General features: G+C 71.6%; 22 protein-coding genes. 7 read left to right on the top strand and 15 right to left on the bottom strand.

The genetic code is table 11. The features are described 5' to 3' along the window. Positions 1-45: 45 nt before the first annotated feature. The 6 genes from ABD844_RS48940 to ABD844_RS48915 form a co-directional block, all read right to left on the bottom strand. Entirely contained in the window at positions 46-2,592 is a 2,547-nt protein-coding gene (locus tag ABD844_RS48940; protein WP_344895656.1) for a bifunctional FO biosynthesis protein CofGH, read from the bottom strand. Positions 2,593-2,643: 51 nt separating this feature from the next. Further along, positions 2,644-3,540 carry a DNA-3-methyladenine glycosylase family protein gene (locus tag ABD844_RS48935; protein WP_344895653.1) on the bottom strand — a complete coding sequence of 299 codons (897 nt, stop codon included), beginning with the start codon at positions 3,538-3,540 and terminating at the stop codon, positions 2,644-2,646. Positions 3,541-3,627: 87 nt separating this feature from the next. Then, positions 3,628-4,707: a mannose-1-phosphate guanylyltransferase gene (gene manB / locus ABD844_RS48930; protein ID WP_425568789.1), complete on the bottom strand. Its 1,080-nt coding sequence runs from the start codon at positions 4,705-4,707 to the stop codon at positions 3,628-3,630. Positions 4,708-4,739: 32 nt separating this feature from the next. Next, positions 4,740-5,855: a glycosyltransferase family 4 protein gene (locus tag ABD844_RS48925; protein WP_344895646.1), complete on the bottom strand. Its 1,116-nt coding sequence runs from the start codon at positions 5,853-5,855 to the stop codon at positions 4,740-4,742. A 94-nt stretch (positions 5,856-5,949) separates the two neighbouring features. Beyond that, on the bottom strand, positions 5,950-6,858 hold the full coding sequence (locus ABD844_RS48920; RefSeq protein ID WP_344895642.1) for a lysylphosphatidylglycerol synthase domain-containing protein: 909 nt from the start codon (positions 6,856-6,858) through the stop codon (positions 5,950-5,952). Then, the gene (locus tag ABD844_RS48915) at positions 6,855-7,682 is read right to left on the bottom strand and encodes a class I SAM-dependent methyltransferase (RefSeq protein ID WP_344895639.1); all 828 of its coding nucleotides are present in this window, start codon (positions 7,680-7,682) and stop codon (positions 6,855-6,857) included. Before ABD844_RS48915 ends, ABD844_RS48920 begins: the two co-directional genes overlap by 4 nt. 162 nt (positions 7,683-7,844) lie before the next feature. Between ABD844_RS48915 and ABD844_RS48910 the strand changes: the two genes are divergently transcribed. Further along, positions 7,845-8,804 carry a lysylphosphatidylglycerol synthase domain-containing protein gene (locus ABD844_RS48910; RefSeq protein ID WP_344895636.1) on the top strand — a complete coding sequence of 320 codons (960 nt, stop codon included), beginning with the start codon at positions 7,845-7,847 and terminating at the stop codon, positions 8,802-8,804. On the opposite strand, the gene ABD844_RS48905 is transcribed toward ABD844_RS48910, so the two are convergent. The 3 genes from ABD844_RS48905 to ABD844_RS48895 all read right to left on the bottom strand — a co-directional run bounded on the left by ABD844_RS48905 (position 8,705) and on the right by ABD844_RS48895 (position 12,897). Beyond that, positions 8,705-9,766 carry a glycosyltransferase family 4 protein gene (locus ABD844_RS48905; RefSeq protein ID WP_344895633.1) on the bottom strand — a complete coding sequence of 354 codons (1,062 nt, stop codon included), beginning with the start codon at positions 9,764-9,766 and terminating at the stop codon, positions 8,705-8,707. The two genes, ABD844_RS48910 and ABD844_RS48905, sit on opposite strands and share 100 nt — an antisense overlap. Before the next feature lie 2 nt (positions 9,767-9,768). Beyond that, complete coding sequence (locus tag ABD844_RS48900) at positions 9,769-10,698, bottom strand: glycosyltransferase family 2 protein (RefSeq protein ID WP_344895630.1); 930 nt, start codon at positions 10,696-10,698, stop codon at positions 9,769-9,771. An 84-nt stretch (positions 10,699-10,782) separates the two neighbouring features. Next, entirely contained in the window at positions 10,783-12,897 is a 2,115-nt protein-coding gene (locus ABD844_RS48895; RefSeq protein ID WP_344895627.1) for a glycosyltransferase family 39 protein, read from the bottom strand. Positions 12,898-13,047: 150 nt separating this feature from the next. Here ABD844_RS48895 and ABD844_RS48890 point away from each other — a divergent pair, with 150 nt between their 5' ends. From ABD844_RS48890 to ABD844_RS48870, 5 genes are all read left to right on the top strand, one after another. Further along, a complete protein-coding gene (locus tag ABD844_RS48890) occupies positions 13,048-14,655 on the top strand; it encodes a hypothetical protein (RefSeq protein ID WP_344895624.1) in 1,608 nt (535 codons plus the stop codon). Positions 14,656-14,818: 163 nt separating this feature from the next. Then, on the top strand, positions 14,819-16,480 hold the full coding sequence (locus ABD844_RS48885) for an LCP family protein (RefSeq protein WP_344895621.1): 1,662 nt from the start codon (positions 14,819-14,821) through the stop codon (positions 16,478-16,480). A gap of 158 nt (positions 16,481-16,638) precedes the next feature. Continuing rightward, entirely contained in the window at positions 16,639-17,889 is a 1,251-nt protein-coding gene (locus ABD844_RS48880) for an acyltransferase family protein (RefSeq protein ID WP_344895618.1), read from the top strand. 56 nt (positions 17,890-17,945) lie between these two features. Further along, a complete protein-coding gene (locus ABD844_RS48875) occupies positions 17,946-18,908 on the top strand; it encodes a glycosyltransferase (protein WP_344895615.1) in 963 nt (320 codons plus the stop codon). Positions 18,909-18,970: 62 nt separating this feature from the next. Continuing rightward, positions 18,971-19,684: an acetoacetate decarboxylase family protein gene (locus tag ABD844_RS48870; protein WP_344895612.1), complete on the top strand. Its 714-nt coding sequence runs from the start codon at positions 18,971-18,973 to the stop codon at positions 19,682-19,684. A gap of 21 nt (positions 19,685-19,705) precedes the next feature. Here the strand turns inward: ABD844_RS48870 and ABD844_RS48865 are convergent, their stop codons facing one another. The 6 genes from ABD844_RS48865 to ABD844_RS48840 form a co-directional block, all read right to left on the bottom strand. Next, positions 19,706-20,590, bottom strand: a complete 885-nt coding sequence (locus ABD844_RS48865; RefSeq protein ID WP_344895609.1) for a glycosyltransferase family 2 protein — start codon at positions 20,588-20,590, stop codon at positions 19,706-19,708. 186 nt (positions 20,591-20,776) lie between these two features. Further along, positions 20,777-21,544 carry a CDP-alcohol phosphatidyltransferase family protein gene (locus tag ABD844_RS48860; RefSeq protein ID WP_344895606.1) on the bottom strand — a complete coding sequence of 256 codons (768 nt, stop codon included), beginning with the start codon at positions 21,542-21,544 and terminating at the stop codon, positions 20,777-20,779. Next, complete coding sequence (locus tag ABD844_RS48855) at positions 21,522-22,562, bottom strand: iron-containing alcohol dehydrogenase family protein (protein ID WP_344895750.1); 1,041 nt, start codon at positions 22,560-22,562, stop codon at positions 21,522-21,524. The genes ABD844_RS48860 and ABD844_RS48855 overlap by 23 nt, the downstream gene beginning before the upstream one ends. Before the next feature lie 28 nt (positions 22,563-22,590). After that, positions 22,591-23,325: a phosphocholine cytidylyltransferase family protein gene (locus ABD844_RS48850; RefSeq protein WP_344895603.1), complete on the bottom strand. Its 735-nt coding sequence runs from the start codon at positions 23,323-23,325 to the stop codon at positions 22,591-22,593. Positions 23,326-23,402: 77 nt separating this feature from the next. Beyond that, positions 23,403-24,011 (bottom strand): DUF5941 domain-containing protein, encoded by a 609-nt coding sequence (locus ABD844_RS48845; RefSeq protein ID WP_344895600.1) that lies wholly within the window; start codon positions 24,009-24,011, stop codon positions 23,403-23,405. An 11-nt stretch (positions 24,012-24,022) separates the two neighbouring features. Beyond that, a complete protein-coding gene (locus ABD844_RS48840) occupies positions 24,023-25,441 on the bottom strand; it encodes a CDP-alcohol phosphatidyltransferase family protein (RefSeq protein WP_344895597.1) in 1,419 nt (472 codons plus the stop codon). Between the two features lie 112 nt (positions 25,442-25,553). On the opposite strand from ABD844_RS48840, the gene ABD844_RS48835 reads away from it, so the two are divergent. Beyond that, positions 25,554-26,550: IspD/TarI family cytidylyltransferase (locus tag ABD844_RS48835; protein WP_344895595.1), on the top strand; the 997-nt coding region annotated here is incomplete at its 3' end.

The following is a 26,550-nucleotide window of genomic DNA, read 5'->3' as shown; positions in this document are numbered from 1 at the left end:
AGTGCCTCCCATAGCGGGCGCAAGTCTTGCTAGAACATGTTGCAGCTAGACCAGCGGCAGGACCCTCCTGACGCTCTGGCAGACGCCGTCGCTGGCCGCCGAGGCCGCCAGCCGCTCCTCGCTGGGGACGCCGTACTCGGTGGTGCGCTGCCTGACCGGCCGCCCGGTGACCTCGACCATCTCGCGCAGCTCGCTGATGGTCTTGTAGGAGCCGTTCTCCGACCCGGCCATCCGGCTGATCGTCTCCTCCATGAGCGTGCCGCCGAGGTCGTTCACCCCGCCCTGGAGCACCTGGCGGCACAGGTCGTCGCGGAGCTTGACCCACGAGCACTGGATGTTCGCGATCGCGCCGTGCAGCAGGATCCTGGCCAGCGCGTGCACGGCCCGGTTCTCCTGGGCGGTGGGGCCGGGCCTGGCCACGCCCGCCAGGTAGATGGGGGCGCTGGTGTGCACGAACGGCAGCAGCACGAACTCCGAGAAGCCGCCGCTCTCCTCCTGCATCCGGCGGATGAGCTTGATGTGCCTGACCCAGTGCAGGTGGTTGTCGACGTGCCCGTACATCATGGTCGAGGTGGTCGGGAGGCCGACCTGGTGGGCCGTCGTGATGACCTCGATCCACTCCTTCGCCGGGAGTTTGCCCTTGGTCAGCACCCAGCGCACGTCGTCGTCGAGGATCTCGGCGGCCGTGCCAGGGAGCGAGTCCACGCCCGCCTCCTTGGCGGCCTCCAGCCAGTCGCGGACGGACAGGTTCGTGCGGCTGGCGCCGTTGATGACCTCCATCGGGGAGAACGCGTGCACGTGCATGCCGGGCGTGCGCGCCTTCACGGCCCTGGCGATCTCGAAGTACGCGGTGCCGGGCAGGTCGGGATGGATGCCGCCCTGCATGCACACCTCGGTCGCGCCCGCCGCCCACGCCTCCTCGGCCCGGTCGGCGACCTGGTCGAGGCTGAGCGTGTAGGCATCGGCGTCGGTCCTGCGCTGGGCGAAGGCGCAGAAGCGGCAGCCGGTGTAGCAGACGTTGGTGAAGTTGATGTTCCGGTTGACCACGTAGGTGACCTCGTCGCCCACCGCCTCCGCGCGCAGGGCGTCGGCGATGGCGGCCAGCTCGTCGAGTGCCTCGCCCTCGGCGCCGAGCAGGGCGACGGACTCGGCTTCCGTCAGCCCGGCCGGGTCGGCCTCGGCCCGGCGCAGGGCCTGGCGCACGTCGCTGGGCGTGGCGGCGGCGACCGTGCCGAGGCGTTCGCGCAGGGCGTCCCAGTCGCCGTAGACGTGGTCGAAGTCGTCGCGGCGGTCGTTCGTCCGGCCGCTGGTGTCCACCTCGACGTGCAGGTCCACCCGCCCGGACGCGGCGAACCCGCCGTCGGGCTCCTGCCAGGGCCGCCCCTCCGGTACGGCGTCCGCGCGGGCCAGCCCGGTCACCGGGTCGGCCAGGGCGCCGACGTGGGCAATCAGGCGGGGGTCGAGCCACGGCTCCCCGGCCAGCACGTACTCCGGGTAGATCGTCAGCCGCTCGCGCAGCCGGAACCCGGCCTCCTCCGTACGCGCGGCCAGCTCGTCGATCTGCGGCCACGGCCGCTCCGGGTTCACGTGGTCGGGCGTGAGCGGTGACACCCCGCCCCAGTCGTCGATCCCGGCCCGGATCATCAGCTCGTACTCGGCGTCCACCAGGTTGGGCGGCGCCTGGAGGCGTACGCGGGGGCCGAGCACCAGGCGGGCGACCGCGATCGTGGCGGCCAGCTCCTGGAGGTCGGCGTCCGGCAGGCCGCGCATGGCGGTGTCGGGCTTGGCGCGGAAGTTCTGGACGATGACCTCCTGGACGCCGCCGTACTCCCTGGCCACCCGCCGGATCGCGAAGATCGACTCGGCCCGGTCCTCGACGGTCTCGCCGATGCCGATGAGAATGCCCGTGGTGAACGGCACGTTCGTGCGGCCGGCGTCCTCCAGCACGCGCAGCCGTACGGCCGGGTCCTTGTCCGGCGAGCCGTAGTGCGCCTGCCCCTTCTCCTCGAACAACCGCCGCGACGTCGTCTCCAGCATCATCCCCATCGACGGCGCGACCGGCTTGAGCCGCTGGAAGTCACGCCAGCTCAGCACCCCGGGGTTGAGGTGCGGCAGCAACCCGGTCTCCTCCAGCACCCGGATCGCCATCGCCCGCACATAGGACAACGTGTCGTCATAGCCGTGCGCGTCGAGCCACTCCCTGGCCTGGTGCCAGCGGTCCTCCGGCCGGTCCCCCAGTGTGAACAGCGCCTCCTTGCACCCCATCGCCGCCCCCTGCCTGGCGATCTCCAGCACCTCGTCAGGGCTCAGGAACGGCGCCGGCAGCTTGTGCGGCGCGGTCGCGAACGTGCAATAGCCACAACGGTCCCGGCACAACCGGGTCAGCGGGATGAACACCTTGCGGCTGTAGGTGATGATCCCCTCGCGGCCGGCGGCCAGCAGTCCGGCGTCCCGTACGCGGGCCGCGTGCTCCAGGAGCGTGTCAAGATGCCCGTCGCGGGCGTGCAGCAGCACGGTCGCCTCGGTGACGTCGAGGGTCTTGCCGTCCCTGGCGCGGGCGAGGGCGCGGCGCAGCGCGGAATCAGAACTCATAGAGGCACAGTACGTCGGGCTGAGTTCGCCGTACGCACCCAGGGCGGAGTGTCAGAACGACCGGTAGTCGCGGGCCGCCATCCTGGGCCCCCTGGCGGGCGGGCGCAGGCCGGTGAGCCAGACGAGCACGGTGGCACGGTGTCGATGCCCGGTGTACGGCTCCAGCAGCCGCATCATCCCGTGATCGTCGGTCTTCTCCCCGGTCAGGACGTAGCCGACCAGCTTGGCCAGGTGGAAGTCACCGACGCTGACCGCGTCGGGGTCGCCGAAGGCGCGCTGGCGCACCTCGGCCGACGTCCACACCCCGATCCCGGGCAGCGCGCGCAGCAGCCGGTCGAGCTCCCGCGTGGTGGCGGCGGCCTCCAGCTTGGCGGCGTGCCAGGCGGCGCCCGCGATCGTCCGGGCGCGTACGGCCTCGGCGCCCGCACGGTGCCAGTGCCAGCTCGGGATCTGCCGCCACACGTCGGGCTCGGGGAAGACCCGCATGCCCTCGGGGGCCGGGCCGGGGGCGGGCTCGCCGTAGCGGGTGAGCAGCCAGCGCCAGGCCCGCCACGCCTCCCTGCCGACGACCTTCTGCTCCAGCACGGCCGGGACGAGCGCCTCCATGACCCGGCCGGAACGGCCGAGCCGCAGGCCAGGGTGCCGCCGGGCGGCCTGCGCCAGCACCTCGTGCCTGACGGTGAAGCCGGTGAGGTCGTCGCCGGCCCCCAGGAGCGCCGGCAGCGTCTCCAGCGCCCACTCCGCCCCCGGGCCCCACGCCTGCGCGTGCACGCCTCCGGCCTCGACGCCCACCCTGAGCGTGCACGGCCCGTCGGGGGTCCTGGAGGTGCGCCACACGGCGCCGTCGCCGGTCTGGCGCCAGGTGGGGTCGCCGCTGCCGCGCTTGTGGGGGGCCAGCGCCATCCCCACGTCGAGCGGCCACTCGGGGACCCACCTGCGCTCCGTCACGCGTACAGTCTGCCGCGCCCCCGCCCTCGTCAGGACCGCGGGGGGACCGGCGGCTCAGCCTTGAGAGCTCCGCGACCTCAGGGCCGGTCAGACGTCGCTGGAGTAACGCAGGGCCCGCTCGGGCAGCTCGATGCCGGGCCAGACGCGCACGCCGTTCTGCAGCTCGTTGCCCGAGCCCACGATGGCGGCGTCGCCGATCACCGCGTCGCGCACGACCGTGCCCGCGCAGACCCGCGCGCCCCGCCCCACGACGGAGTCGATCACGGTGGACCCGGCCTCGACGACGCAGTCGTCGCTCAGCACCGACCCGACCACCGTGGCCCCCGGCTCGACGACGGCCCGCGCGCCCACCGCCGTGCCGCCCCCCACCTTCGCCTCGGGCGAGACCCTGGCCCCGGGGAGCGCCAGGTATTCGCCCGTCGGGCCGGGCAGCGCGGGCGAGGCCAGCCGGCCCAGCACCAGGTCACGCGAGCCCTGGACAAAAGCGGCGGGCGTGCCCACGTCGAGCCAGTAGGTGCGGTCGGGGTAGCCCAGCACGAGCCGCCCCGACTCGATCAGCCCGGGGAACGTCTGGCGCTCGACCGAGACGACCTCGCCGCGCGGGATGGAGTCGATCACCGACCGGGTGAAGACGTAGCAGCCGGCGTTGATCCGGTTGGTCACCGGGTTGGGCGTCTTCTCCAGGAACGCGGTCACCCGCCCCGCCTCATCGGTCGGCACGCAGCCGAACCGGGTGGGGTCGTCGACCTCGGTCAGGTGGAGCGTCACCGCGGCCTCGCGCTCGCGATGCAGGTGGATCTGCTCGCCGATGTCGTGGCCGGACAGGATGTCGCCGTTGAGGATCAGCACCGGGTCGTCGGGACCCACCGTGAGCGCCTCGGCGGCGTTGCGGATCGCGCCGCCGGTGCCCAGCGGCGTCTCTTCTGTCATGTAGTGGAGGGAGAGCCCGAACGCGGCCCCGTCGCCGAAGGCGGGCTCGAACATCGACGCCTTGTACGAGGTCGCGAACACGATCCGGCGTACGCCGAAGGCTCGCGCGCGGGCCAGTTGGTGGGCCAGGAACGGCACCCCGGCGGTCGGCAGCAGTGGCTTGGGCGTGCCCAGTGTCAGCGGACGCAGGCGCGTGCCCTGCCCCCCGACCAGGAGGATCGCCTCGAGGTCTGGCAATGAGCTCTCCATCACTCCGTGAGGTTACCGAACTATTCGATCGCGCGTTGATAGGAGCTGAGGTGCGCCTCCGCCGAGGCGTCCCAGGTGAATTCGCGGGCCCGCGCCAGCCCGGCTTCCTGCAACTGCCGCCTGCGCTGGGGGGAGGCCAGCAGGTGGCCGAGCGCGGTGGCGATGCTGTCGGCGTCGGGCTCAGTGTAGGCGACGGCGTCGCCGCCCACCTCGGGCAGCGAGGTGCGGTGCGTCGTCAGGACCGGGGCGCCGCAGGCCATGGCCTCCAGCACCGGCAGCCCGAACCCCTCGCCGCGCGAGGGGAAGGCCACCACGAGCGCCCCGCCCAGGAAGCCGGGCAGATCGGACGCGCCGAGATAGCCGGGGCGGATGACCCTGACGGTGGCCTCGACCTCCCGGCAGGCGGCGTCCACGTCGTCGTCGTGCACGCCCCCGCCGATGACCAGCGCGGGCGGCCGCTCCTGCCGCTTGACCGCGGCGGCGAAGCCGCGGATGAGGTTGGGCACGTTTTTGCGGGGGTCGAGTGCGCCCAGGAACGCCACGTAGGGCCGGCCGTGCAGCCCGCACCTCATGGCGGCCCGGCGGATCTCCTCCTCGCTCGGCGGGTGGAACTGCGCCAGGTCGACGCCGTGGTAGGCGACGTCGATGCGGGTGGGGTCGGCGGACAGCACGCGTACCAGCTCGTCCCTGGTCGCCTTGGACGGGACGATCACGCGCCGGGCGTGCCGTACGGCGGTGCGCGTGGCCGCGCGGAAGAACGAGGCGCGCGGGCTCTGCTGGTCGGGCTCGGTGAACCAGGTGGCGTCGTGCACCGTCACGACGGTCGGCAGGCCCGAGCTGAGCGGGATCGAGTAGTAGGGGGCGTGGATCACGTCGGCCCCCGCCTGGCGGGCGAGCAACGGCAGGCCGGTCTGCTCCCATGCCAGCCTGGCGGCCCTGTTGGTGATCGCGACGGGCCCGGGGATCACCTGGGCCGAGGGCGCGAGTCGCCGGTATCGTTCGGCTTCGGCTCGCTGGCAGACCACGGACAGCTCGGCACCGGCCCGATCGAGGGCGGCCACCAGCCCGTCCACGTACCTGATCAACGCGCCGCGGTCCGCGGGGACCGCCGCCGCATCGACGAGCACTCGAGGCATACGAAGATCTTCTCCCCTCAAGATCAACGTGGGACGGGGTGTCCCCCTCTGAAACTTCAGCTTATGACCAGCCTCCCCTAAATCGTGGCCCAAATCACACTGAGTCGCGACGCGCGGCGATTCCCGCCAACCCCGCGCAGATCAGATCCCCCACGATGATGACAATGCGGGACGAAAGGGCCACCGCGATCGCGGAGCCCCGGTCGAGGTGAGGCGCGAGCACCGCGACCATGGCCACCTCCCTGACGCCCGCGCCCGCCGGCACCACGAAGGTCAGGATGCCCAGGCACCACGACAGCGCGAAGGCCCCGACCGCGAAGACCAGCCCGCCCTGGGGAGCGACGAAGTAGAGGTGCACGCCGTACGCGAGCCACCCGGCCAGCGCCCAGCCGAGCGCGGTCAGCATGCCGCGCCGGGAGAGTGGGCGTTCGAGCGGCTCGCGCCCGAGGCGGCGCAGGGCATAGCCGATGACGCCGTTGATCACCTTGGGTTCGAGCAGGACGAGCAGCAGCGGGACGAACAGCAGCAGCCACCCGTAACGGTCCCAGCCGAGCGTGCCGAGCGTGACCAGCAGGCCGGTGGCGAGCTGGATCGGCATCATCAGGAAGAACGCCGCCGCGCTGCGGGAACGCGGCACGCCGAGGTCGCGGCCCATCTCCATCTGGGCGAGCACGGGCCAGACCGCGCCAGGGATGTATTTCCCGAGCTGGCCCACGAAGAACACCTTGGCGGCCGGACGCGGCGGCAGCGGCGAGCCCAGGTCGGCCAGCAGCGTACGCCAGGTGAGCATGGCGCCGAGCAGCGCCGCCACCACGGCGACCAGCGCCCCGGCGAGCGCGAGCGGCGTGAGCCTGGAGAACCCGGCCACCACGGCGTCCCACTGCCCGGCCACCGTGTACGCGCCGAAGCCGAGCGCGACGGCCAGGAAGCCGTATCTGACCAGCCGGCGACCCATCGACCGCCGGGGCGCCGCCTGCTCCGTGGCGGCCTCGTCCGCGGTCACAGCGGGCGGACCCGCTCGGGCGGCCGCGGCAGCGTCACACCCACCGGCCGCCGCGGGCGCTTGGTGGCCACCCACAGGTACGTCGGCACCACCGGCAGCAGCAGCCTGAGCACCGCTCGCGGCACGCGCGACAACACGGCCGTGGCCGCCTTCCCCAGCACGCCGGGGAACAGCTCGCCCCCCGCGAACTTGGCCGGCGTGGCCAGCACCGGGAACGTGTAGTCCCACACGTGGAAGGCCCGGAGCATCCTGCGCAGTCCGCGCCGCGTCCTGAAGCGCTCGTAGTAGTGGTCGGCCCGGCCGGACGCGCGCACGTAGCGGTCGGCCAGCGCCGGCGGCAGGTAGGACAGGAACGGCAGCTTGTAGTGCGGCTCCATGACGCCCAGCCGGTTGCCGAGCCCGAGGTAGAGCAGCCCGTCGTCGGACAGCACCCGGTGCATCTCGGCCACCACCGCGTCGGGGTCGACCACGTGCTCGTAGATGTGGTTGAACACCAGCACGTCGACGGACCCGTCGGGGAACGGCAGCGCCGTGCCGTCGCCGCAGACGAACGTCACCCGCTCGCCGAACCGGTCGGCCGCCTTGCGCAGCCCCGGCACGTCGATGTCGACGCCCAGCGTGTGCCCGGCCCCGGCCAGCGCCAGCTCGTCGGCGATGAACCCGGCGGAGCAGCCCACGTCGCCCACGGTCAGCCCGTGGAGCGGCCCGTGGAAGTGCTCGATGACCGCGATGATCTTCGCCGCCTTCCGCCGGCGCTTCGCCTCGTCGAGCATGGCGGACTGGAACTCCGAGTATTCGAGCTGCGCGACCCGTTGTTTCCCCACGGTTCCCCACCGTACCGACCTCCGCACGGGCCTTCGCCCCGATCCGGGGTCGAACGGGCTCCGGTTCGGCGCGGGCACCCGGTACAGAGGCCCGGCGCTGGAGCCGATCCGGCGTGCGCGGACGTCTGGCTATAGCGGGCGCGCCACGCGTACCCTGAGCCAATGCTCCGCCGCCTGCTGCGCATCGTCCTCGCCCTCGTCGCGCTCGGCTTCCTCGGCTACGGCCTGGCCGCGAACTGGCACGAGACCACGACCGCCGTGGCGCGGATGTCGCCGTGGGCGCTGCTCGGGTCCCTGCTCGCGGTGCTGCTCGGGCAGTTCTTCATGCTGCTGGCCTGGCGGGAGATCCTGGCGGGGCTCGGCACGCGGGTGCCGGTGCGGGTCGCGGGGCGGATCATGTTCGTGGGGCAGCTCGGGAAATACATCCCGGGCGCGGTGTGGGCGTACGCGGCGATGATGGACCTCGGCCGCGACCACGGCAGCCCGCCGCGGCGCACGTTCGCGACGATCTCGCTCGGGTTGGTGATCAACCTCGGGGTGGCGATCTCGATCGCCGCGGCCACGCTGGGCACGCTGGAGGCGGTGCGGCAGGCGTGGTACCTGGTGCTGCTCGTTCCGGTGATCATCGTGTGCCTGCATCCCAAGGTGCTCACCTGGGGGCTCAACCTGGCGCTGCGCATCGCCCGCAAAGAGCCGCTGGAGAGCGTGCTGCCCGCCCGTACCGTGGTCGTGGCGGTGGCGTGGACGGCGCTGGGCTGGTTCGTGTACGGCCTGCACATCTGGCTGGTCGCCGGCCGCACCGACCTCTACGTCATCGCGACCGGGGCCTACGCCTTCGCCTGGGCGACCGGCATCCTGACCGTCGTGGTGCCGGCCGGGGTCGGTGTCAGGGAGGGCGCGCTGGTGCTCGTGCTCGCCCCGATCGTCGGCACGCCGACCGCGCTCGCGGTGGCGATCGTGTCGCGGGTGGCGTTCACGCTGGCCGACGCGGCGGCGGCGGGCATCTCGTTCGTCGCGGGCCGTCAGGCGCCGAGCAGCGCCCCCGCGTACGCCGACCAGAACGGCTCGGGGTCGACCGCCTTGACGCCCGACCGCAACCTCTCGGGCTCGCCGGAGGCGTAGAACCGCTCGATCGCCGCCCGCAGCGCCCCGGCGTCGCCCGGCTCGACGAGCAGCCCGTCGACGCCGTCGGTGACGTGCTCGGCCAGCGCGCCGACGCGGGTGGCGATCACCGGCACGCCGTGCTCGTGCCCGAGCCAGACATTCTGGCTTGCCGTGGCGCTGCGGTAGGGCAGCACGAGGGCGTCGGCGGCGGCGAACAACGCCGGCACGTCTCCTGCCGCCACGTATCCCGGCCGCAACTCCACCCGGTCACCGAGGCCCAGCTCGGCGATCAGCGCCTTCGTCTCGTCGAGGCCGCCCCAGAACTCCCCCGCGACGGTCAGCGAGACGCCCTCGGGCAGCGCCCGCAGCAGCAGGTCGAGCCCCTTGTACGGCCGCACGATCCCGAAGAACAGCAGCCTGCGGCGCACCCCTGCGGACTTCTCGGCCGTCGTCGAGGGCAGGTGCGGCGGCAGCCCGGCCACGGTGACCGGCCTGCCGGTGAGCCCGCGGGCCAGCCCGGCCTGCTGGTCGGAGTGGACCAGCACCCTGTCGACCCGCTTGAGCAGGGCCTTCATCAGCGGCTCGTCGTACGGCTTGCGCTCGTGCGGCAGCACGTTGTGGCAGAGGGCGACCGTGGGGACCCTTCGCCTGATCCCGTGCAGGATCCCCAGGTAGGCGGGGACCTGCACCGGGCTCAGCACCGCCAGCACCACCAGGTCGGCCGACCGCAGCCGCCGCCCGGCCGCCACCCACCCGTCGGGCCGCCGCCAGTCGAGCCGCCGCTCGGTCCGCGGGTAGGGCGTGCCCTCGGGCGCGGAGATCGTCTGCTGCCCCGGGTAGAGGAACGACGGGTATTGCGCCCGCCACGACTCGATGACCACGTCGTGGCCCAGGGCCGCCAGGCGGTGCGCCAGCTCGGTGGTGTGCTGCGCCCCGCCCCCCTTGTACGGATAGGTCGGGCCGACGATCGCGATCCGCAACGTCACTCTCCCCGCGAACGCACGATCAGGTCGGCGAGCAGCGCCACGGACCCGATGAGCAGCCCGGACAGGAAGATCATGACGGTGTTGGCCGGGAAGTAGAACGGTTTCTCGATCATGTCCCAGACGCCCTTCCCGAACCCGATGCCCACCAGCCACAACGCGGGCGGCATGAGCACCTTGAGCGGGTTGAAGTACATGACCATCCGCAGCACCTGCAGGATGTAGCGGTAGGCGTCGGAGACGAAGCCGAACTTCGACTTGCCGGCCCGCTTGGCGTACTCGATCGGCAGGTAGTAGACGTCGTGCTGGTTGGACAGGAACGACAGCGTGATCGTGGTCGTGCACGAGAACCCGGGGGGCAGCAGCCGCAGGTAGGGCCGGGCCACCGACTTGCGGAAGGCCCGCAGCCCCGAGTTGAGGTCGGGGATCCGCTGCCCGGCCAGCTTCTCCGCCACCTTGCGGATCACCCACTTGGCGGGCACCCGCAGCAGCTTGTGCGAGCCCTCCTCGCTGGTGCGCGCCCCGACCACCTGGTCGATGGCCTGGTCTTTCTCCAGGATCTGCACCAGGTCGGGGATGCGCTCGTTGGGGTAGGACATGTCGGCGTCGGTCCAGACGACGATCTCGCCCTTGGCCTCCTGTGAGCCGATCCGCCGCACGGTGCCGGAGCCGCCGTTGCGGTGGAAGGCGCGGATGCGCAGGTGGGGGTAGTGGGGCGCGGCCTCGCGCAGCTTGTCCAGGGTGGCGTCGGTGGAGCAGTCGTCGACGGCCAGGAGCTCGTACGTGTAGCCGCTGGAGTCCATCGCCTTGGTGATGCGCTCCACCTCGTCGATGACGTGATCCTGCTCGTTGTAGCAGGGCAGGACGATCGTGACGTACGGCGCTTCTTCCACGGCAATTCCACTCTTGGGGGTCTCAAGCGTGCTCACGGGGGTCGAGGGTACTCTGCCCGGCCGGACGACGAGTCCACATCCGGCCAGCGGGGACTCCCGTTTCGGTCTTCCACGCGATGGTCAATCGGGCCGTTCAACCACCATTTTGCCGCATTCCGCGCGCGGGGTCGCGTCGGCGCACACCACGGCCATCCACACGTCCATCCGCAGCGACCAGGTGCCGTTGGGCGCCTCGGTCAGCGAGCGCTCGTCCTGGCGGGTCACCAGCGCCATGACCTGCGAGGCCGGGCCGTAGGGGGCGACCTGCGACTCCTCGGCCCCCAGCACGACGGGCACCCGGCCGGCCGCGCGCACCCGCTCGGCCAGCCGCCGCACCTCGGACTCGGGGGCGGTGTCGGAGTTCGTCCTGGCCACCCGGGCCGCGGGCCGATCGCACATGCCGCGTACGACCTGGGTGAACCGGTCGCCGGTGACCCGCTCCACGAACAACACGGACGCGTCCGGCGGGATCCTGGCGCACATCGCCTCGACGGCCGCCGCCTCGCCCCGCTCGACCGGCGTGAACGCGGTGCCGATCGACGTCACGGCCGGGGGCACGAGCACGAGCAGCACGGCCGCCGCCGTCCCCCATCCGCGCACGCGCGGGCCGTGCCGGTCGAACGCGGCTCCCAGCCGGGCCAGCCCGTACGCGGCGAGCAGGATCAACCCGGGGATCACGACCGGCACCAGGCGGCGGGCGGCCCACGGATGGTCGGGGGTGATCTCGGGACGCAGCAGCGTCGTGACCGTCGTCCAGCCCACGACCGCGAGGGGCAGCAGCCACTCGAACGACCTGCCGTCACGCAGCAGGCGGCGGACGAGCACGGCGGCGGCGATCGTGGCCAGCACGACGACGGGGGCGCCGACGTACCAGACGACCCAGTGCAGGGAGTCCTCGAAGTAGAGGCGTTGCCCGTCGGGGGGCAGGCCGTTGGCGCGCTGGATCCCCTCGATCATCTCGGCCGTGCGCACGTCTTCCGAGGTGACCGGGACGCGGGTCACGGTCTGGAACCAGGGCCGGGCGTACAGGGCCGCCATCAGCAGCACGACCAGCGTGCCCCCGGCGGCGGGCGCCCACCCGGGCAGGCGGACGCGGGCCAGCGCGGGGGCGGCGGCCGTACCGATGAGGGTGAGGACGAGGACGGCGGCGCAGATGGCCAGCAGCGGCTGCACAGAGCCGGACAGATAAGAAAGGTAAGGACGGGCCAGCACATACGCCGCCGACATCCCGATGCCCGCGCCCACGACCAGCCCGGCCATCAGCCCGGGCCCCACCGCGCCCTGCGGCCGGCCGAAGCGCCGCATCGCGATCAGCAGCCCCGCGAACGCCAGCACCGGCAGCACGTCCCGCAGCCCGTCCACCCTGACCAGCACCGCCAGCCCGAACACCAGCCCGGCCAGCAGCCCCCTGCCCCAATGGGGCCGGGCCAGCGCGTCGTACGCCAGCGCCAGCCCGCCGAACAGCAGGATCAGCGACGGGATCTCGCTGAACGTGGTGCGCGAGGTGTAGAGGATCGGCAGGCTCACGGCCAGGGCCGTCGCCGCCACCACCGCCCACCTCGCCCCGGCCAGTCTGGCCACCACCCCGGCCAGCGTGAGCACGGCCAGCGCGCCCAGCACGGCGGGCACCGCGAACGGCGCCCCCAGCCAGTCACCGATCGCGAACAGCAGGGGCGGGCCCGGCATGAACTGGGGCACCACGGAGCCGTTCACGTCGTAGAAGCCCATGCTTCGGAAGACCAACCCGGGATCGGGGCCGCCGAACGCCTCGACGTCGGTGGAGACGGGCAGGGAGCCGTGGGCGGCGATCCAGGCGGTGTACTGGGCGTAGGTGGCCGGGTCACGCCGGACCGCGACCTGCTCGCTGTGCATGATCAGGTTGCTCACGCCGGACGCGACGGCCACCCCGACGACCCCGGCCACCGGCCACCACGCCCGCCAACCGCCGCGCTCGTGGAACGCCGCCTCGCGCCCGTCGCCCCCGTGCGGGTGGGACATGGCGGTGCCGACGCCCAGCCTCCGGGTGCCCACCCAGCACAACACTGCGGCCAGGGGCACGCCGAACAGCACGGCGGGCACGGGGGCGAACCGGCCGAGCAGCAGCAATGGCAGCCCGGCGAGCAGCCAGCCCGCCACGGCCAGGGCGGGCAGCACCGACAGCGCGGCGAGCACCCGGCCGGATCGAACGTGTTCCATCGCACAGCGAGCGTATCCAACCCGACGCCCCAACCGGCCCCAACCGGCCCACGACCGGCGGCGCGAGAACGTGGCGACCAGGCGCCGCGCCGAGGAGCGGCGGAGATCACGAAGGCACGGGGTCGTGGAAATCGCGGGTAGCGTACCGACGTGCCGGAGAAGTGGCCGGAGAAGCGGGAGGACATGCGCTTGACGTCGGAGGCTCGTGCCGGAGGCCCCGCCATGCCGGGCACCACCCCTGAAGGCGGCGCTCCCAGCGACAGCGCTCCCAAGGACGGGGCTCCCAACGACAGGGCTCCCAAGGACAGCGCTGCGGAGGGCCGGGGCCGCCGGCTCGCCGGGCTTCCTGGGCGCCGGGCGGCGGCCGGGGAGCCGGGCGGGTGGGTGCGGCGGCATCGCTGGTTCCTGGGCGTGCTGGCGCTCGGCACCCTGCTGCGGGCCCTGGCCATGCTGGGTTACCGCCCCGCCCTGTGGTTCCCCGACTCCTACACCTACATCGTCACCGTCTTCAGACCCCGCCCCGACCTGGTACGCCCGGCCGGCTACTCCCTGTTCCTCAAGCTGCTGGAGCCGCTGCACGCCTTCGGCGCGGTCACGGTGGCGCAGCACCTGCTCGGCCTGGCCACCGGCGTGCTCGTCTACCGGGCCGCCCGCCGGGCCCCCAGGTGGGCGGCGACGCTGGCGACCGTGCCGGTGCTGCTGGACGCGTACCAGGTCGAGCTGGAGCACCTGCTCGTCTCGGACACGCTGTTCATGTTCCTGGTGGTGGCCGCGGTGGCCCTGTGCGCCACACGGCGGCCCGCCACCGTCGCGGCCATCGGCCTGCTGCTGGCAGCCGTCACTCTCACCAGGACCGTCGGCCAGCCGCTCATCGTCGTGCTGGCCGCCTGGTTCGTGCTGCGCGGGCGGCTCAAGCTGACCGGCGTGCTGGTGGCCGCCGCGCTGGTGCCGATCCTCGCGTACGGCGCCTGGTTCTACGCCACCTACCAGCGTGTCGGCCTCGTCGGCGCGAACGGCGTCTTCCTGTACGCCCGCACGATGTCGTTCGCCGACTGCGCCAGGATGAATCCGCCGCCCGACCTGCGGGAGCTGTGCGACCCGCGCCCGCCCGACCTGCGCCCGCCCTCCCAGGAGTACGTCTGGGCCGCCGACTCCCCGCTGGTGCTGCGGCCGGGGATCACGTTCACGAAGGAGACCGACGACCTGGCGGCCAGGTTCGCGACGCTGGCGATCATCAGTCAGCCGCTCGACTACGCCGCGTCGGTGCTGACCGAGCTGGGCCGCACGTTCACCTGGGGCAGGCCGGTCTATCCCGACGCGGAGATCTACGGCTACTACGAGTTCCCCGCGACCCCGCCCGGACCACCTGGCCGCAATCCCGCACGGGTGGGCGCCGACTATGCCAGGCTCTACGAGCAGGGTGCGATCGGCACGGAGATCGTCGAGCCCTATGCCGGATGGCTGCGGGCCTACCAGGGCGTGGCGCGGCTGCCCGGCCCGGTGCTCCTGGGGATCCTGCTCGTGCCGCCGGTGGCGGCGCTGGCCCGCAGGCGTGCGGGCGCGCGTGCGACGGCCTCCTCGGCCTGGCTGGTGCCCTGGTCGGTGGCCGTGGTGCTGCTGGTCACACCGGCCGCGACCGCCGAGTTCGACTATCGGTACGTGTTGCCGGCCGTGCCCCTGGCCTGTTTGGCGGCGGCCCTGAGCGTCAGGCCAGACATGCGAGGACGTTCCGGTCGTGGAGAAAGAGTTTGGCAATGATATTCCACACAATGTCCAGCTCTGAGTATGCTTTGCCGCGGAAACGTCACGCCCGGGTCACGGCCGTTCCCCGCGATCATGATCTTGGGCACGCCGTACGTGACCTAGTCTCGTGGCGCGGAGCGACCAAGCCGACGGCGCATGGAGTGAGGCTAGGGGGCGTATGAGTGACTACAGGAGCGTGCCGGTAGTCGATTCGGGTCACGGCCATCGGGCGGCCCCCACCCAGCCCGGCAGCAGGATGGCGCGCAGAGCGGCGGCAGCGGCGGGCCCTCCCCCGCCCCCCGACGACCGGCCCCCGCGCGGCCACCGCACGGGCGGATCCGACGGCGGCCAGACCAAGATGCGCGTGCTGGCCTGGGTCAGCATCGGCATGACGACGGTGATGGTCGCGGGCGCGCTGACCGCGTACACCGTCTACCGCGACGCCTTCGGCAACATCAACGAGAAGAGCGTCAAGGAAGACATCATCAACCCGCGGCCCCCGGAGACGGGCGCGCTCAACGTGCTGCTCGTCGGCTCCGACACCCGCGCGGGCGACGGCAACGCGCAGTACGGCCAGGAGCTCGCCCGGACGGCCGACGCGGGCGGCAAGCGCACCGACACGATCATCCTCATGCACATCTCGCCCGACCGCGACAAGGCCCGCCTGATCAGCTTCCCGCGCGACTCGATGGTGGACATCCCCCGGTGCAAGAACGAGGCCACCAAACAGGAGATGGCCCCGCGCCGTGACATGATCAACTCGGCGTACAACTCCGGCGGCATCGCCTGCACGATCTCCACGATCGAGACCCTCACCGGCATCCGGGTCAACCACTTCGTCGAGGTCGACTTCAGCGGCTTCAAGAACATCGTCGACGCGCTCGGCGGCATCGAGATCTGCCTGAAGTCGGGCGTCAACGACAAAAGCTCCAAGCTGGTGTTGCCGCCCGGCAAGAGCCTGCTCAACGGCGAGAAGGCGCTCGGCTACGTACGCCTGCGCAAATACGGCGACGGCAGTGACATCCAGCGCATCAAGCGCCAGCAGATCTTCCTCAGCAAGGTCGTCGCCAAGGCCACGAGCAGCGAGCTGCTCACCGACGTGGGCCGGCTCAGAGACTTCATCGCCGCCGCGGCCGGCTCGGTCACCATGGACCCCGAGCTGGCCAACGACACCGAGCAGCTCATCCAGATCGCGACGAGCGCCAAGGAGATGACCGCGGGCGGCGTCAAGTTCACGACGGTGCCGTGGGGGCCCGACCCCGCGGACGCCAACCGCGTGGTCTGGAAGCAGCCGGACGCCAACGAGCTGTTCACCTCGATCAAGACCGACACCGAGGTGACCACCCCCGAGCCGAGCGCCAGCGCCAGCACGAGCGCCAAGCCCAAGGTCACCGTCAAGCCGGAGCAGGTGAAGGTCCAGGTGCTCAACGGCACCAAGACCTTCGGCAAGGCCCGCGAGGTCGCCGACGAGCTGGCCAAGCAGGGCTTCAACGTCGTCGGCCTGGGCAACTACACGGCCGCGGGCGGCGCGAGCCTGGCCAAGAGCGAGATCCACTACGGCAAGACGGCCGCGACGGCCCCCGACCACGCCGACACGCTGGCCGGTTCGGTGCTGCCGAAGCCGCAACCCGCGGCGGGCAAGGTGCCGGCCACCAACGCGCAGCAGTACACCGCGGCGACGGCCACCGCCCCCGCCACGACGGGTGCCGCGACGAAGGACGCCTCGGTGATCCAGCTCGTGGTCGGGGAGGACTTCGACTCGGTCAAGGTCACCAAGCTGCCCGACAGCGTCGACGAACAGACGATCACCGCGTCCGAACAGCAGAACGTCTGTACCTGATAATTCCCTGTGTAACCGGGTGTTCTGAACGTGTGGGCCGCGGGGGCGGGATAGTCTGTTGCGGGTCGGCGACGCAGCGCGACACGAGGCCGGACAGGCTCATCGCACGCGCTGTCGTCGTGTTCCCCGGCCCCGACTGAAACCGAGCGACCTCCCCCGTGTCTGACACCAGATCCTCTCGACCGGCCACGACTCCGCACCGTCCCGACGAAGCGGGGCCCAAGGAAGGGGGGCCCGCCGACACGGGAGCCCGGTGGCCGCTGCCGGAAGAGGCGTTCTGGAGCGAGGCCGCCGATCCCCACGGGGTCGCCCCCGGCGACCGCACCCAGCCCCAGCCGGCCGTGGCGCAGGCTCCGGCGGCCGGTGAGCAGCGGCAGCAACAACCCGAGGAGCAGCCGGAGCCCGAGCAGCCCAGGCGAAGGCGCGACCCGTTCCTCGACAACGTCAAGTTCGTCCTGATCGCGCTGGTGCCGATCGGCCACTCGCTGGTGCCGACCCTGGCGGCCGACTCGGCGAGGGCCGCCTACATCTTCATCTACACCTTCCACATGCCGCTGTTCGTGGTGATCAGCGGCTACCTGTCCAGAAACTTCTGGAACTCCAACGCGAAGACCAACAAGCTGGTCGACACGTTCCTCGTCCCCTATGTGATCGTCGAGGTCGGCTACGCCGCGCTGCGCTTCGCGCTGGGCCAGAAGTGGAGCCTGACGATCATCGATCCGGCCTGGCTCAACTGGTACCTGCTGGCGCTGCTGTTCTGGCGGTTGTCCACGCCGGTGTGGAAGCGGATGAAATATCCCGTGCCGGTGGCGATCGCGATCTACCTCTTCGCCGGGTTCTCCCAGATCTCGGGTGACTTCAGCATGGACCGCTTCTTCGGCCTGCTGCCGTTCTTCGTGCTCGGCCTGGTGCTCCAGCCCGAGCACTTCGAGCGGCTCAACCGGCGCTGGATCAAGATCGTCTCGGTGCTCACGCTCGCCGGCGCGGCGGCGGTGGCCATCTTCATCGCGCCCAAGGCGCCGCTCGGCCCCTTCTACTACAAGAACAGCTTCCAGGACCTCGACCTGTCCTGGTACATGGGCCTCGGCCTGCGCGTCGGCCTGCTCGTGTGCGCGCTGGCCATGTGCTTCGCCGTGCTGGCGCTGGTGCCCAGGCGCGAGACGTGGTTCACCGACCTCGGCACCCGCACGCTCTACTGCTACCTGCTCCACGGCATCCCCGTGCTGATCGCCAAGGAGATGGGCTGGCTGGAGTTCCCGTGGCTGTACGGGCCGCTGGGCGTGCTGGCGATCAGTTCGAGCTGCTTCGCGCTGGCCATCATCCTGTGCCTGCCGGCGACCCGGACGGTCTTCAAGTGGGTTCTTGAGCCTCGCTTGACCTGGCTCTATCGCCGCCCTTCCCGAAGTTAAGCAGCCGTTCGACCCGCATTAACGCCTTTGACCTGGTAAGCGCGGAGCATCGACACATGCGCGCATGTGTCGCCACGACCGTCCATCATCCCGAGGACGCCCGGATCATGCACCGGCAGATCCGGGCGCTGCTCGACGCGGGCCACGAGGTGACCTACGTCGCGCCATTCACCCATTTCAACGTGACCCCCGCCATGGGACTCACCGCGGTGGACGTCGCCCACCTGGCCTCGTACGGCCGGGCGCGCGGCGCCCTCAGACGCGGCCTGAGGGGGGCCGACCTGCTGATCGTCCACGACCACCGGATGCTGCAGGCGCTGCCCTACCGGCGCCCTCCGGTCGTCTGGGACCTCCGCGAGCACATCGCCCCCAGGCGACTCGCCCGGGCCCAGCGCCGCCACCAGGTGATCACGTCCGCCGTGGTTCCCGAAGCGACCCTGGTCGCGCCCAGCCCGCCTCCTCCCGGCGACACCAGGGTCGTGCACATCGGCCGCCTGTCGGCCGAACGCGGCGTGACGGAGCTGATCGGGCTGGCCGAGCGGCTGGTCCCGCACGGCGTCCGGCTGGACCTGATCGGGGCCGCCGCCCGCGACGTACGCCCCCTGCTGCGGGACGCGCAGCGGGTGGGCCTGCTCGACTGGTTCGGGTACGTCCCCAACCGGCACGCCCTGCGCATGGCCGAGGGCGCGCTGGCCGGGCTGTCGCTGGCCGACGCCACGGTGCGCACGCTGCCCACGAAGATCATGGACTACATGGGCCGGGGCCTGCCGGTGATCACGACCCCGCAGGGCGCCTCGCTGGTCGAGGAGACCGGGTGCGGGATGGTGGTGCCGCTGGAGGTGGACGCGGTGCTGAACGCCGTACTGGAGCTGAAGGAGGACCCGGTACGGCGGGCGCGGCTGGGCGCACAGGGGCACGCGGAGGCCCGCCTGCGCCACCACTGGCCCGACCACGCCGCGGCCTTCGTGGCCCGTGCCGAGACGTGGGCCGGGGTGACCGCGCACGCGCTGGCGGTCTAGAGAGCGCCAACACCACCGGGGTGGGAATGGCCACGCGGCGAGCGGATTGATGTACTGGGACCATGGCATCGCAACTCATCCAGGGCCGGCCGGTGGGCCTGCCCGTACGGGTGCGGGACGCCGAGGTGTGCACCGCCGTCTACCCGGTGCGTGCCGACGCCGCCCGGGCGGTGATCGCGTACTCCGGCCTCGACGTGGCCGAGATCCTGCCCGGCAAGGCCGCGTGCGTGCTGCTGTTCGCTGACTACCGCGACGGTGACCTCGACGCCTACCACGAGTTCGGCATGGCCTTCCTGGTGTGCCCGCCCGGCTTCTCCGGCTCCATGGGGCCGAGGGATCTCTGGCGGTCCGGGATCTTCGTGCACTGGCTGCCGGTGGACCAGGGGTTCACACTGGAGGCCGGGCGCACGCTGTGGGGGTTTCCCAAGGAGCTGGCCGACATCGAGCTGCGGCTGTCCTCGCCGTACAAGAGGTGTGTGCTGCGCAAGGACGGCCGGCTCGTGCTGGACCTGCTGATCAAGCCCGGTCTGCCCGTGCCGGGTGTGACGGCCATGGCGCCGCTCGCCGTCTACACGCACCGCGACGGGGTGACGCGGCGGGTGCCCTGGTCCGTACGCACCCGGGGGGCCAAGGTGCGTCCCAGCGGCGCGCTGATCCGCCTGGGCAACCATCCCATCGCCAAGGAGCTGAGCGAGCTGGGGCTGCCCAGGCGGGCGATGTTCAGCATGACGGCCACGCACGCCGCGATGAGCCTCGGGGCGGCACGCGAGACGTGACCCGCAGCGGGAGGGCGGCTCTCAGACGATGGGCGGGCGGCCGAGCTTGACCATGCGCCACGCGGTGCGCCAGGCCATCGGACGGCGCTCACCCGCCGGGCTGCGCAGCCCCTCGAAGAAGCCGGTGAACCACGCCTTGAGCGCGCCCCCGGAACGGCGCTCGCGGATCAGCGTGAGCACGACCCAGTTGGTGAGGTAGAGGGCCGCCAGCGGCCACGGCAGGTTGCGGCGGGCCAGCCACACCCGGTTGCGGGCGTTGAGCCGGTAGAACTCGGTGTGCCTGGTCGGCGGCACCTGCGGGTGGTACATCACCGTCTCGGCGTCGTATTCGATGCGGTAGCCCTCGCCGAGCAGCCGCCAGGCCAGGTCGGTCTCCTCGTGGGCGTAGAAGAACCGCTCGGGCAGGCCGCCCACCTGGAGGAAGGCCGAGCGCCTGATCGCCGAGGCGCCGCCGAGGAACGTGGTCACCGGGGACGAGCGTTGCGGGTCGCCCGCGCGCAGGCGCGGCACGTGGCGGCGCTGGCCGATGCCGCCGTCGGGGTCCATCACCCGGAAGGAGATCACGGCCAGATCGGGCTCGGTGGCGAAGCGGTCGCGCACGTGGGAGACGAGCTTCTGGTCGGCGTACCAGCCGTCGTCGTCGAGGAACAGCACGACGTCTCCCGAGCACTCCTCCACGCCCCGGTTTCGGCCGGCGGGAATGCCCGTGTTGCGGTCGAGCCGGATCGACTTCACGACCGCGGCCGACCCCACGGGTGGCGTCGCCGACACCTCGGGCACGTCGGCACCGTTGCCCACGATCACCACCTCGACGTCGCCGTCGATCTGGTTGAGCGCGGACTCGACCGCCCGGTTCAGCTCCGCGACCCGGTTGCCCATGGTGAGGATGACGCACGAGATCTTCAACGAATCATCGTCCTGACGCGTTGAAGAGCACGGGCGGAGCATACTTTCATGATCACCGAGTCTGCTGGTTGCATGGTCTGCTGGATGCTGAGGCTAAGCGTATCGGAATGGGCGGTGAACCCCCACCGAACAGCGGGCGTCCGATCAATACGACGGGCCGGGTGCCCTTGTGGTTCCGCCATGGGATCAGGCGAGCCGTCTCGACGCCATGATGCTGATCAGGTGCAGGACGGTCTGCACCCCGGCGGCGATCGCACAGGCCACCACCAGCACCCGCGTGGCCGTCATGTCGCCGGTGACCACGTCGATCACCGCGGTCGCGAGCGCCAGCAGCGACAGCTCGATCGGCTGCACGATCCGGTGGAACCTCGTCGCCGCCAGCACCCGCCGGCCCAGCCCCAGCAGCCCCGAGCGGAACTGCACCGCCGCCGCCTCGGTCGCGGCCCCCAGCCCGCCCTTGGCGCGGGCCACCTCCACCAGGTCGCTCTCCGCCTTGATGAGGATGGCGCCGAGCGCCCCGGCGAAGCCGAGCACGGTGTACCAGTCGGGCAGCACCGCCGAGGCGCGCCAGCCGAGCCCGGCCAGCACCGCGGCCTCGGCGAAGTACGCGCCGACCCGGTCGAGGTAGACGCCGGCCGACGAGGTCTTGCCCGTCCAGCGGGCCAGCTCGCCGTCGGAGCAGTCGAGCAGCAGGTAGACCTGGATGAGCAGGGCGGCCAGCACGGCCGCCCACAGCCCCGGCAGGGCCAGCACGAACCCGGCCGCCACCCCCGCCACCGTCATGATCCAGGTGAGCTGGTTGGGCGTGACGGGGGTCTTGGCCAGCAGCCAGGTGACGTAGATCGACAACCGGCGCATGTAGAGCACGCCCGCCCAGTGCTCGCCGTTCCTGCGGTCGAGGTGGCCTGGAGGCTGGGCCACCCGCCGGAAGTCAGCTACCGAAGGCCCGGACATAGTCACCCACCCGATCGCGGATCTCGGAGTCGGACATGCGCAGGTGCTCAAGGATCGTGTAACGGCCGGGACGGGTGGCCGGGGCCAGCGCGACGACCTCGGTGAACTCCTCGGCGCTCAGCCCGATGTCGCCGGGGACCACGGGCAGCTCGTGCCGGCGCAGGCAACCGACGACCTGCTTGACGCGGGCGTCGTCCTCCCTGAGGAAGAAGCAGAAGGCGGCACCGATGCCGGCGAGCTCACCGTGGTTGGAGGTGCCGGGAAAGAGCTGATCCACGGCATGAAGGATCTCATGATCTCCACCACTCGCGGGCCGCGACGAGCCCGCGACGACCATGGACATCCCGGACAGGATGAGCGACTCGGCCAGCACGGTGAGGAACGCGTCGGACTCGATGGAGTCGGTGCGCCCGATGAGCGCCTCGGCGGCCGTACGCGACATCGAGCAGGCCAGCCCGTCGATGGGCTCGCCGCGTTCGAGGTTGCCGAGCTGCCAGTCCTCGATGGCCGACAGGTTGCTCACCACGTCGCCCACGCCCGCCCTGACCAGCGACTGCGGCGCGTTGTGCACGAAGTCGAGGTCGACCAGGATGGCCAGCGGCATCGGCACCCCGAACGTGCCCTTGCCGCCCTCGTAGACGAGGGAGGCGGTGGGCGAGCAGATGCCGTCGTGGGAGAGGTTGGTGGCCACGGCGACCATCGGGATCCCGGCGAGCGAGGCGGCGTATTTCGTCGCGTCGATCGTCTTGCCGCCGCCGACGCCCACCACGACCTCGTAGGCGCCCTTGCGCAGGTCGGCGCCGAGCGAGACGGCCGCGTCGACCGATCCGTCGGCCACCCGGAACACCTCCGCCTCGCCCAGCGTGGGGGCGATGAGGGTCTCGATGTGGTCGCCCTGGCCGGGGCCGACCGCGACGGCGACCCGGCCGGAGGTCGCCACGCGGCTGTCGGCCAGCAGGGCGCCGAGCTCTGCGACCGCGCCGCGCCTGACGTCCATGGTCAGGGGCGCCGGCAGCATCCTCGCGAGAAGCGGCATGCGCGCCCCCTCAGTAGTGAACGGCTATGGCGCGAGCCTTGGCGAGGTCGTCGTGGTTGTCCACCTCGACCCAGTCGACCTCGCCGATGGGGGCGGCGTGGATCACCTCGCCGCGATCGACCATCTCCTGGTAACCGTCCTCGTAGTAGAGCTGCGGGTCGCGCTCGAACGTGGTCCTGAGCGCGTCGGCCAGCCGCTCGGCCGCGCCGGGACGGATGAGGGTGGCGCCGATGTACTCGCCGTACGCCTCGGCCGGATCCATCAGCTTGGTGATGCGGCGCAGCGACCCCTCCGGCGCGAGAGTGACCTTCATCTCCTCGTCGGCCAGCTTTTTCACGTCGTCGACGGCCAGCAGGACGTCACTCGTCTCTGGGGCCGCCAGCAGCGTCTTCTCGATCGACACGGGGTGCACGGTGTCACCGTTGACCAGCAGCACGCCCTGGGAGAAGTAGTCGCGGGCGCACCACAGGGAGTAGGCGTTGTTCCACTCCTCGGCCTTGTCGTTGTGCACGAGGGTGAGCTTGACGCCGTGCCGCCGTTCCAGGGCCTCCTTGCGCTCGTGTACGGCCCGCGCCGCGTAACCGACGACGACCACGACCTCCCGCAGGTCCACCTCGGCGAAATTACGCAGCGAGATGTCCATGATCGTGGTTTCGCCGTCGACCGGCACGAGCGCCTTGGGCAGCGTGTCGGTGTACGGCCGCAGGCGTCGTCCGGCCCCAGCGGCCAGAACCATTCCCAGCAACGTGCACTCCTCAGTCGAGCATGACTCCGTTGGCCCAAAGAGTATTCGCCTTTGGGCCCCGTGCGGGTAATCCGGCGTTAGTCTTGCGTTCCCGTATCGGTCGCCTCGACCCCGGATCGGGGCGCGGCGAGCCAGCACGTGAGGCTCTCCCAGCCGAACAGCCCCCACAGGTAGAGGGCGAGGAGCACATAGCCGCCGGTCAGCCAGCCCGAGAGGGCGGCCAGCGAGACCACCATCATCCGCCCGTCCCAGCCCAGCCCGAGCGTGGCCAGCCAGGGCGGCGGATAGACGCGCTGACGCAACCGGTAGACCAGATCGTAATGGTGAAATCCGAGTGCGGCGAGCAGCAGGAGGATCAGCACCGGGTGCACCTGGTGGGCGAACCCCACCGACGCGATGAAGATGTACTCGATGAGCCGCAGGATCGGCGGCACGAGCCAGTCGAGCCGGCCGTCGTGCGGGTGCGAGCTGCCCGGCCCGGCCAGCAGCAGCGTCACGGCGGGCGCGAACACGGCCAGCCCGTCGGAGCCGGCCACGCCGATCAGCAGCAGCACGCCCGTGACGAACGTGCCGGCGATCACCGGCGGCAGCGGCGGGAGCTGGCCGGACACGAGCAGGCCCATGGCGCGCGAGAGCGGCCCGTCGTCGCGGTAGGCCACGACGGTGCTGCTGGGCACGGGTGTCATGTGGACCGATATCACCTTGCCGACCTCGCGATCCGTCCGGCGAGCTGGTAGACGGCCGCCACGGTGCCCCAGCCCAGCAGCGACAGGAATGTGGCCCGCGCGCCCCAGACGGCCGCTGTGACGGCGATCAGCGCCGTACGCTCCCCGACGGGCAACACGATGATCTTCTTCAGCCAGCGGGCGATCGTGTCGCGTTCGAGCCGCCTGGCGAGCTTGAGCACGCCGCCCTCCTCGCGCCGGACGTCGTGCGACTCCAGCAGGGAGCGGGCGGGCCTGCCCCACTGGGCGCCGACGCGGTCGGCGTCGGCCATGGCCCCCGCGTAGGTGTAGTCGACGGCGTGCCTGACGACCTGCATGACCATCGCGGCCACGGCGAGGTACCAGATGCCGGTGCCGCCGAAGCCGATCGCCAGCCCGATGAAGACCGCGTACTCCTTGAGCCGGTCGGAGATCCCGTCGGCCCAGGCCCCGAGCGGGGAGAAGGTACGGGTGTAGCGGGCGAGCTGCCCGTCGAGACAGTCGAGCGCGAACGACAGGTAGAGCAGCACCGCCCCGGTCAGCCGCCCGCCCTGGGTGCCCGCCGAGAACCACACGGCGGCCAGTAGGGCCAGCGCCAACGAGACGCCGGTGACCGTGTTGGGGGTGAGCTTGAGCTGCACGGCGGGTTTGATCAGGTGGCGCGTCCACGTGGAGACGCAGAACGTGGTGAAGAAGCCGTCGTCGGCCTTGACGGAGGTGTCGAGCCTGACCTTGGCCTCGTCGACCTCCCCGAGCCGCTGGACGGCGACGTCGGCGGCGTTCTGGGCCGTGACCCGGTCGGCGTGCAGCGGCCCGATCGCGGCGGCGCGTACGCCCACGCCCGACCTGACCAGCCCGACCAGCAGCAGATCGACCGCCTCGACCGGGGTGACGGGGCCGAGCTTGCCCGTGTCGGCCAGCTCGGCCAGCTCGTCCGCGACGTCGGCCAGCGCGGCCAGGTCGGCCTCGCCCGCTTGCAAGACGCCCCTGAACGTGGCGTTCGCCTCGGGCACCAGGTGGAACGAGCTGCCCGCGGCGACGATCTTCCCGCCTTCGACGCGTACGGGCGGCCGCATGGGCGCGGTGGCCACGTCGTGCGACACCAGCGCGGCGGTGCTGCGGGCGGGATGTTCGAGCAGCAGCGCGAGCGCCTCGGTGTGGGCCACCAGGTCGGCGGGCAGCACGGCCACGGCCCCCGTGGAGATGCGCGCGATATTGGCGATGCCGCGCAGGTCGGCCGCGAGACCGTCACCGGCCGTCACCACCTGGATCTCGCGGACGGGCAGCGCGGCGAGCTGGTCGCCGAGCCGATCGAGCAGCGTGCCGTCACCGCTGAGCAGCCGGCACGCGGGTGTCGTGGCGAGCAGCACGGCCGACGTGGTCGTGCTTTCGCGGGTCAGTGAGTCGGGCAAAGCGCAGGTCTCCTCCCGGTCGGGGTGGAGTGCGTGGACTAGGGGGTACGTAGACACAGCGTAGCGACAGGTCAACGCGATATCACGGAACAGCACCGTTACGCTGCCACATATGGATTCACGGCTGCGGTCGGTTGGAGTGCTCCTCGCGGGCGGCGTGGGGCAGCGGGTCGGGCTTGGCGTGCCCAAGCAGCTCATCGAGGTCGCGGGAAAGACGATCATCGAGCATTCGCTGGCCGTTTTCGAGGGCGCGCCCGAGATCGACGAGATCGTGGTGCTGATGACGCCCGGATACGCCGACAGGGTGCGCGAGATCGTGGCCGACGGCGGATATCGCAAGGTCAGCAAGGTCGTGGAAGGTGGCGCGAGCCGTACCGAGAGCACGTGGCGGGCGCTGGGCGCGCTGGGCGCGGAAGAGTGCAACGTGCTGTTGCACGACGCCGTACGACCACTCCTGGAGCCCCGGATCATCACGGAGTGTGTCCGCGCGCTGGAGACCCACGAGGCCGTCAACGTGGCGATCCCCAGCTCCGACACGGTGCTGGTGGCGGTCCCCGGGCCGGACGGCGAGACGATCGGCGAGGTGCTCGACCGCTCGCGGCTACGGCGCAGCCAGACCCCGCAGTGCTTCCGGCTCTCGGTGATCCGCGAGGCGTACGAGCGGGCCATGGCCGACCCGGGCTTCGCCGCCCTGCCGGCCACCGACGACTGCGGCGTGCTGCTGCGTTACCTGCCCGAGGTGCCGATCCACCTGGTCAGGGGCAGCGAGCGCAACATCAAGGTCACCCATCCTGCCGACCTGCACATCGCCGAGCTGCTCTTCCGCCTGCCCGCCGAGGTGCCGGCCGGTGACAGGAGCGCTCTGGCCGGGCAGGTGGTCGTCGTGCTCGGCGAGTCCACGCCGACCGAATTGGCCAGGCAGGCCGGCGGCGCCGAGACGCGCGTGCTGACCAGGGCCGACGGGGTGCGCGTGGAGGACTTCGACTCGGTGTCCAAGGCGCTCGCCGACGTGGGCCCGGCCGACCACGTGGTGCTGGCGGCGGGCGCGGGCACGTACGGCGGGCTGGCGCGGGCGGGCGGCGAGGCCGTCTCCGACGCGGTCGCCGCCG

The sequence above is a fragment of the Nonomuraea antimicrobica genome (assembly GCF_039536965.1).
Taxonomy (GTDB): domain Bacteria; phylum Actinomycetota; class Actinomycetes; order Streptosporangiales; family Streptosporangiaceae; genus Nonomuraea; species Nonomuraea antimicrobica.
The sequence above is the reverse complement of the archived record's forward strand: the minus strand, read 5'-3'. Positions and strand labels throughout refer to the sequence as shown.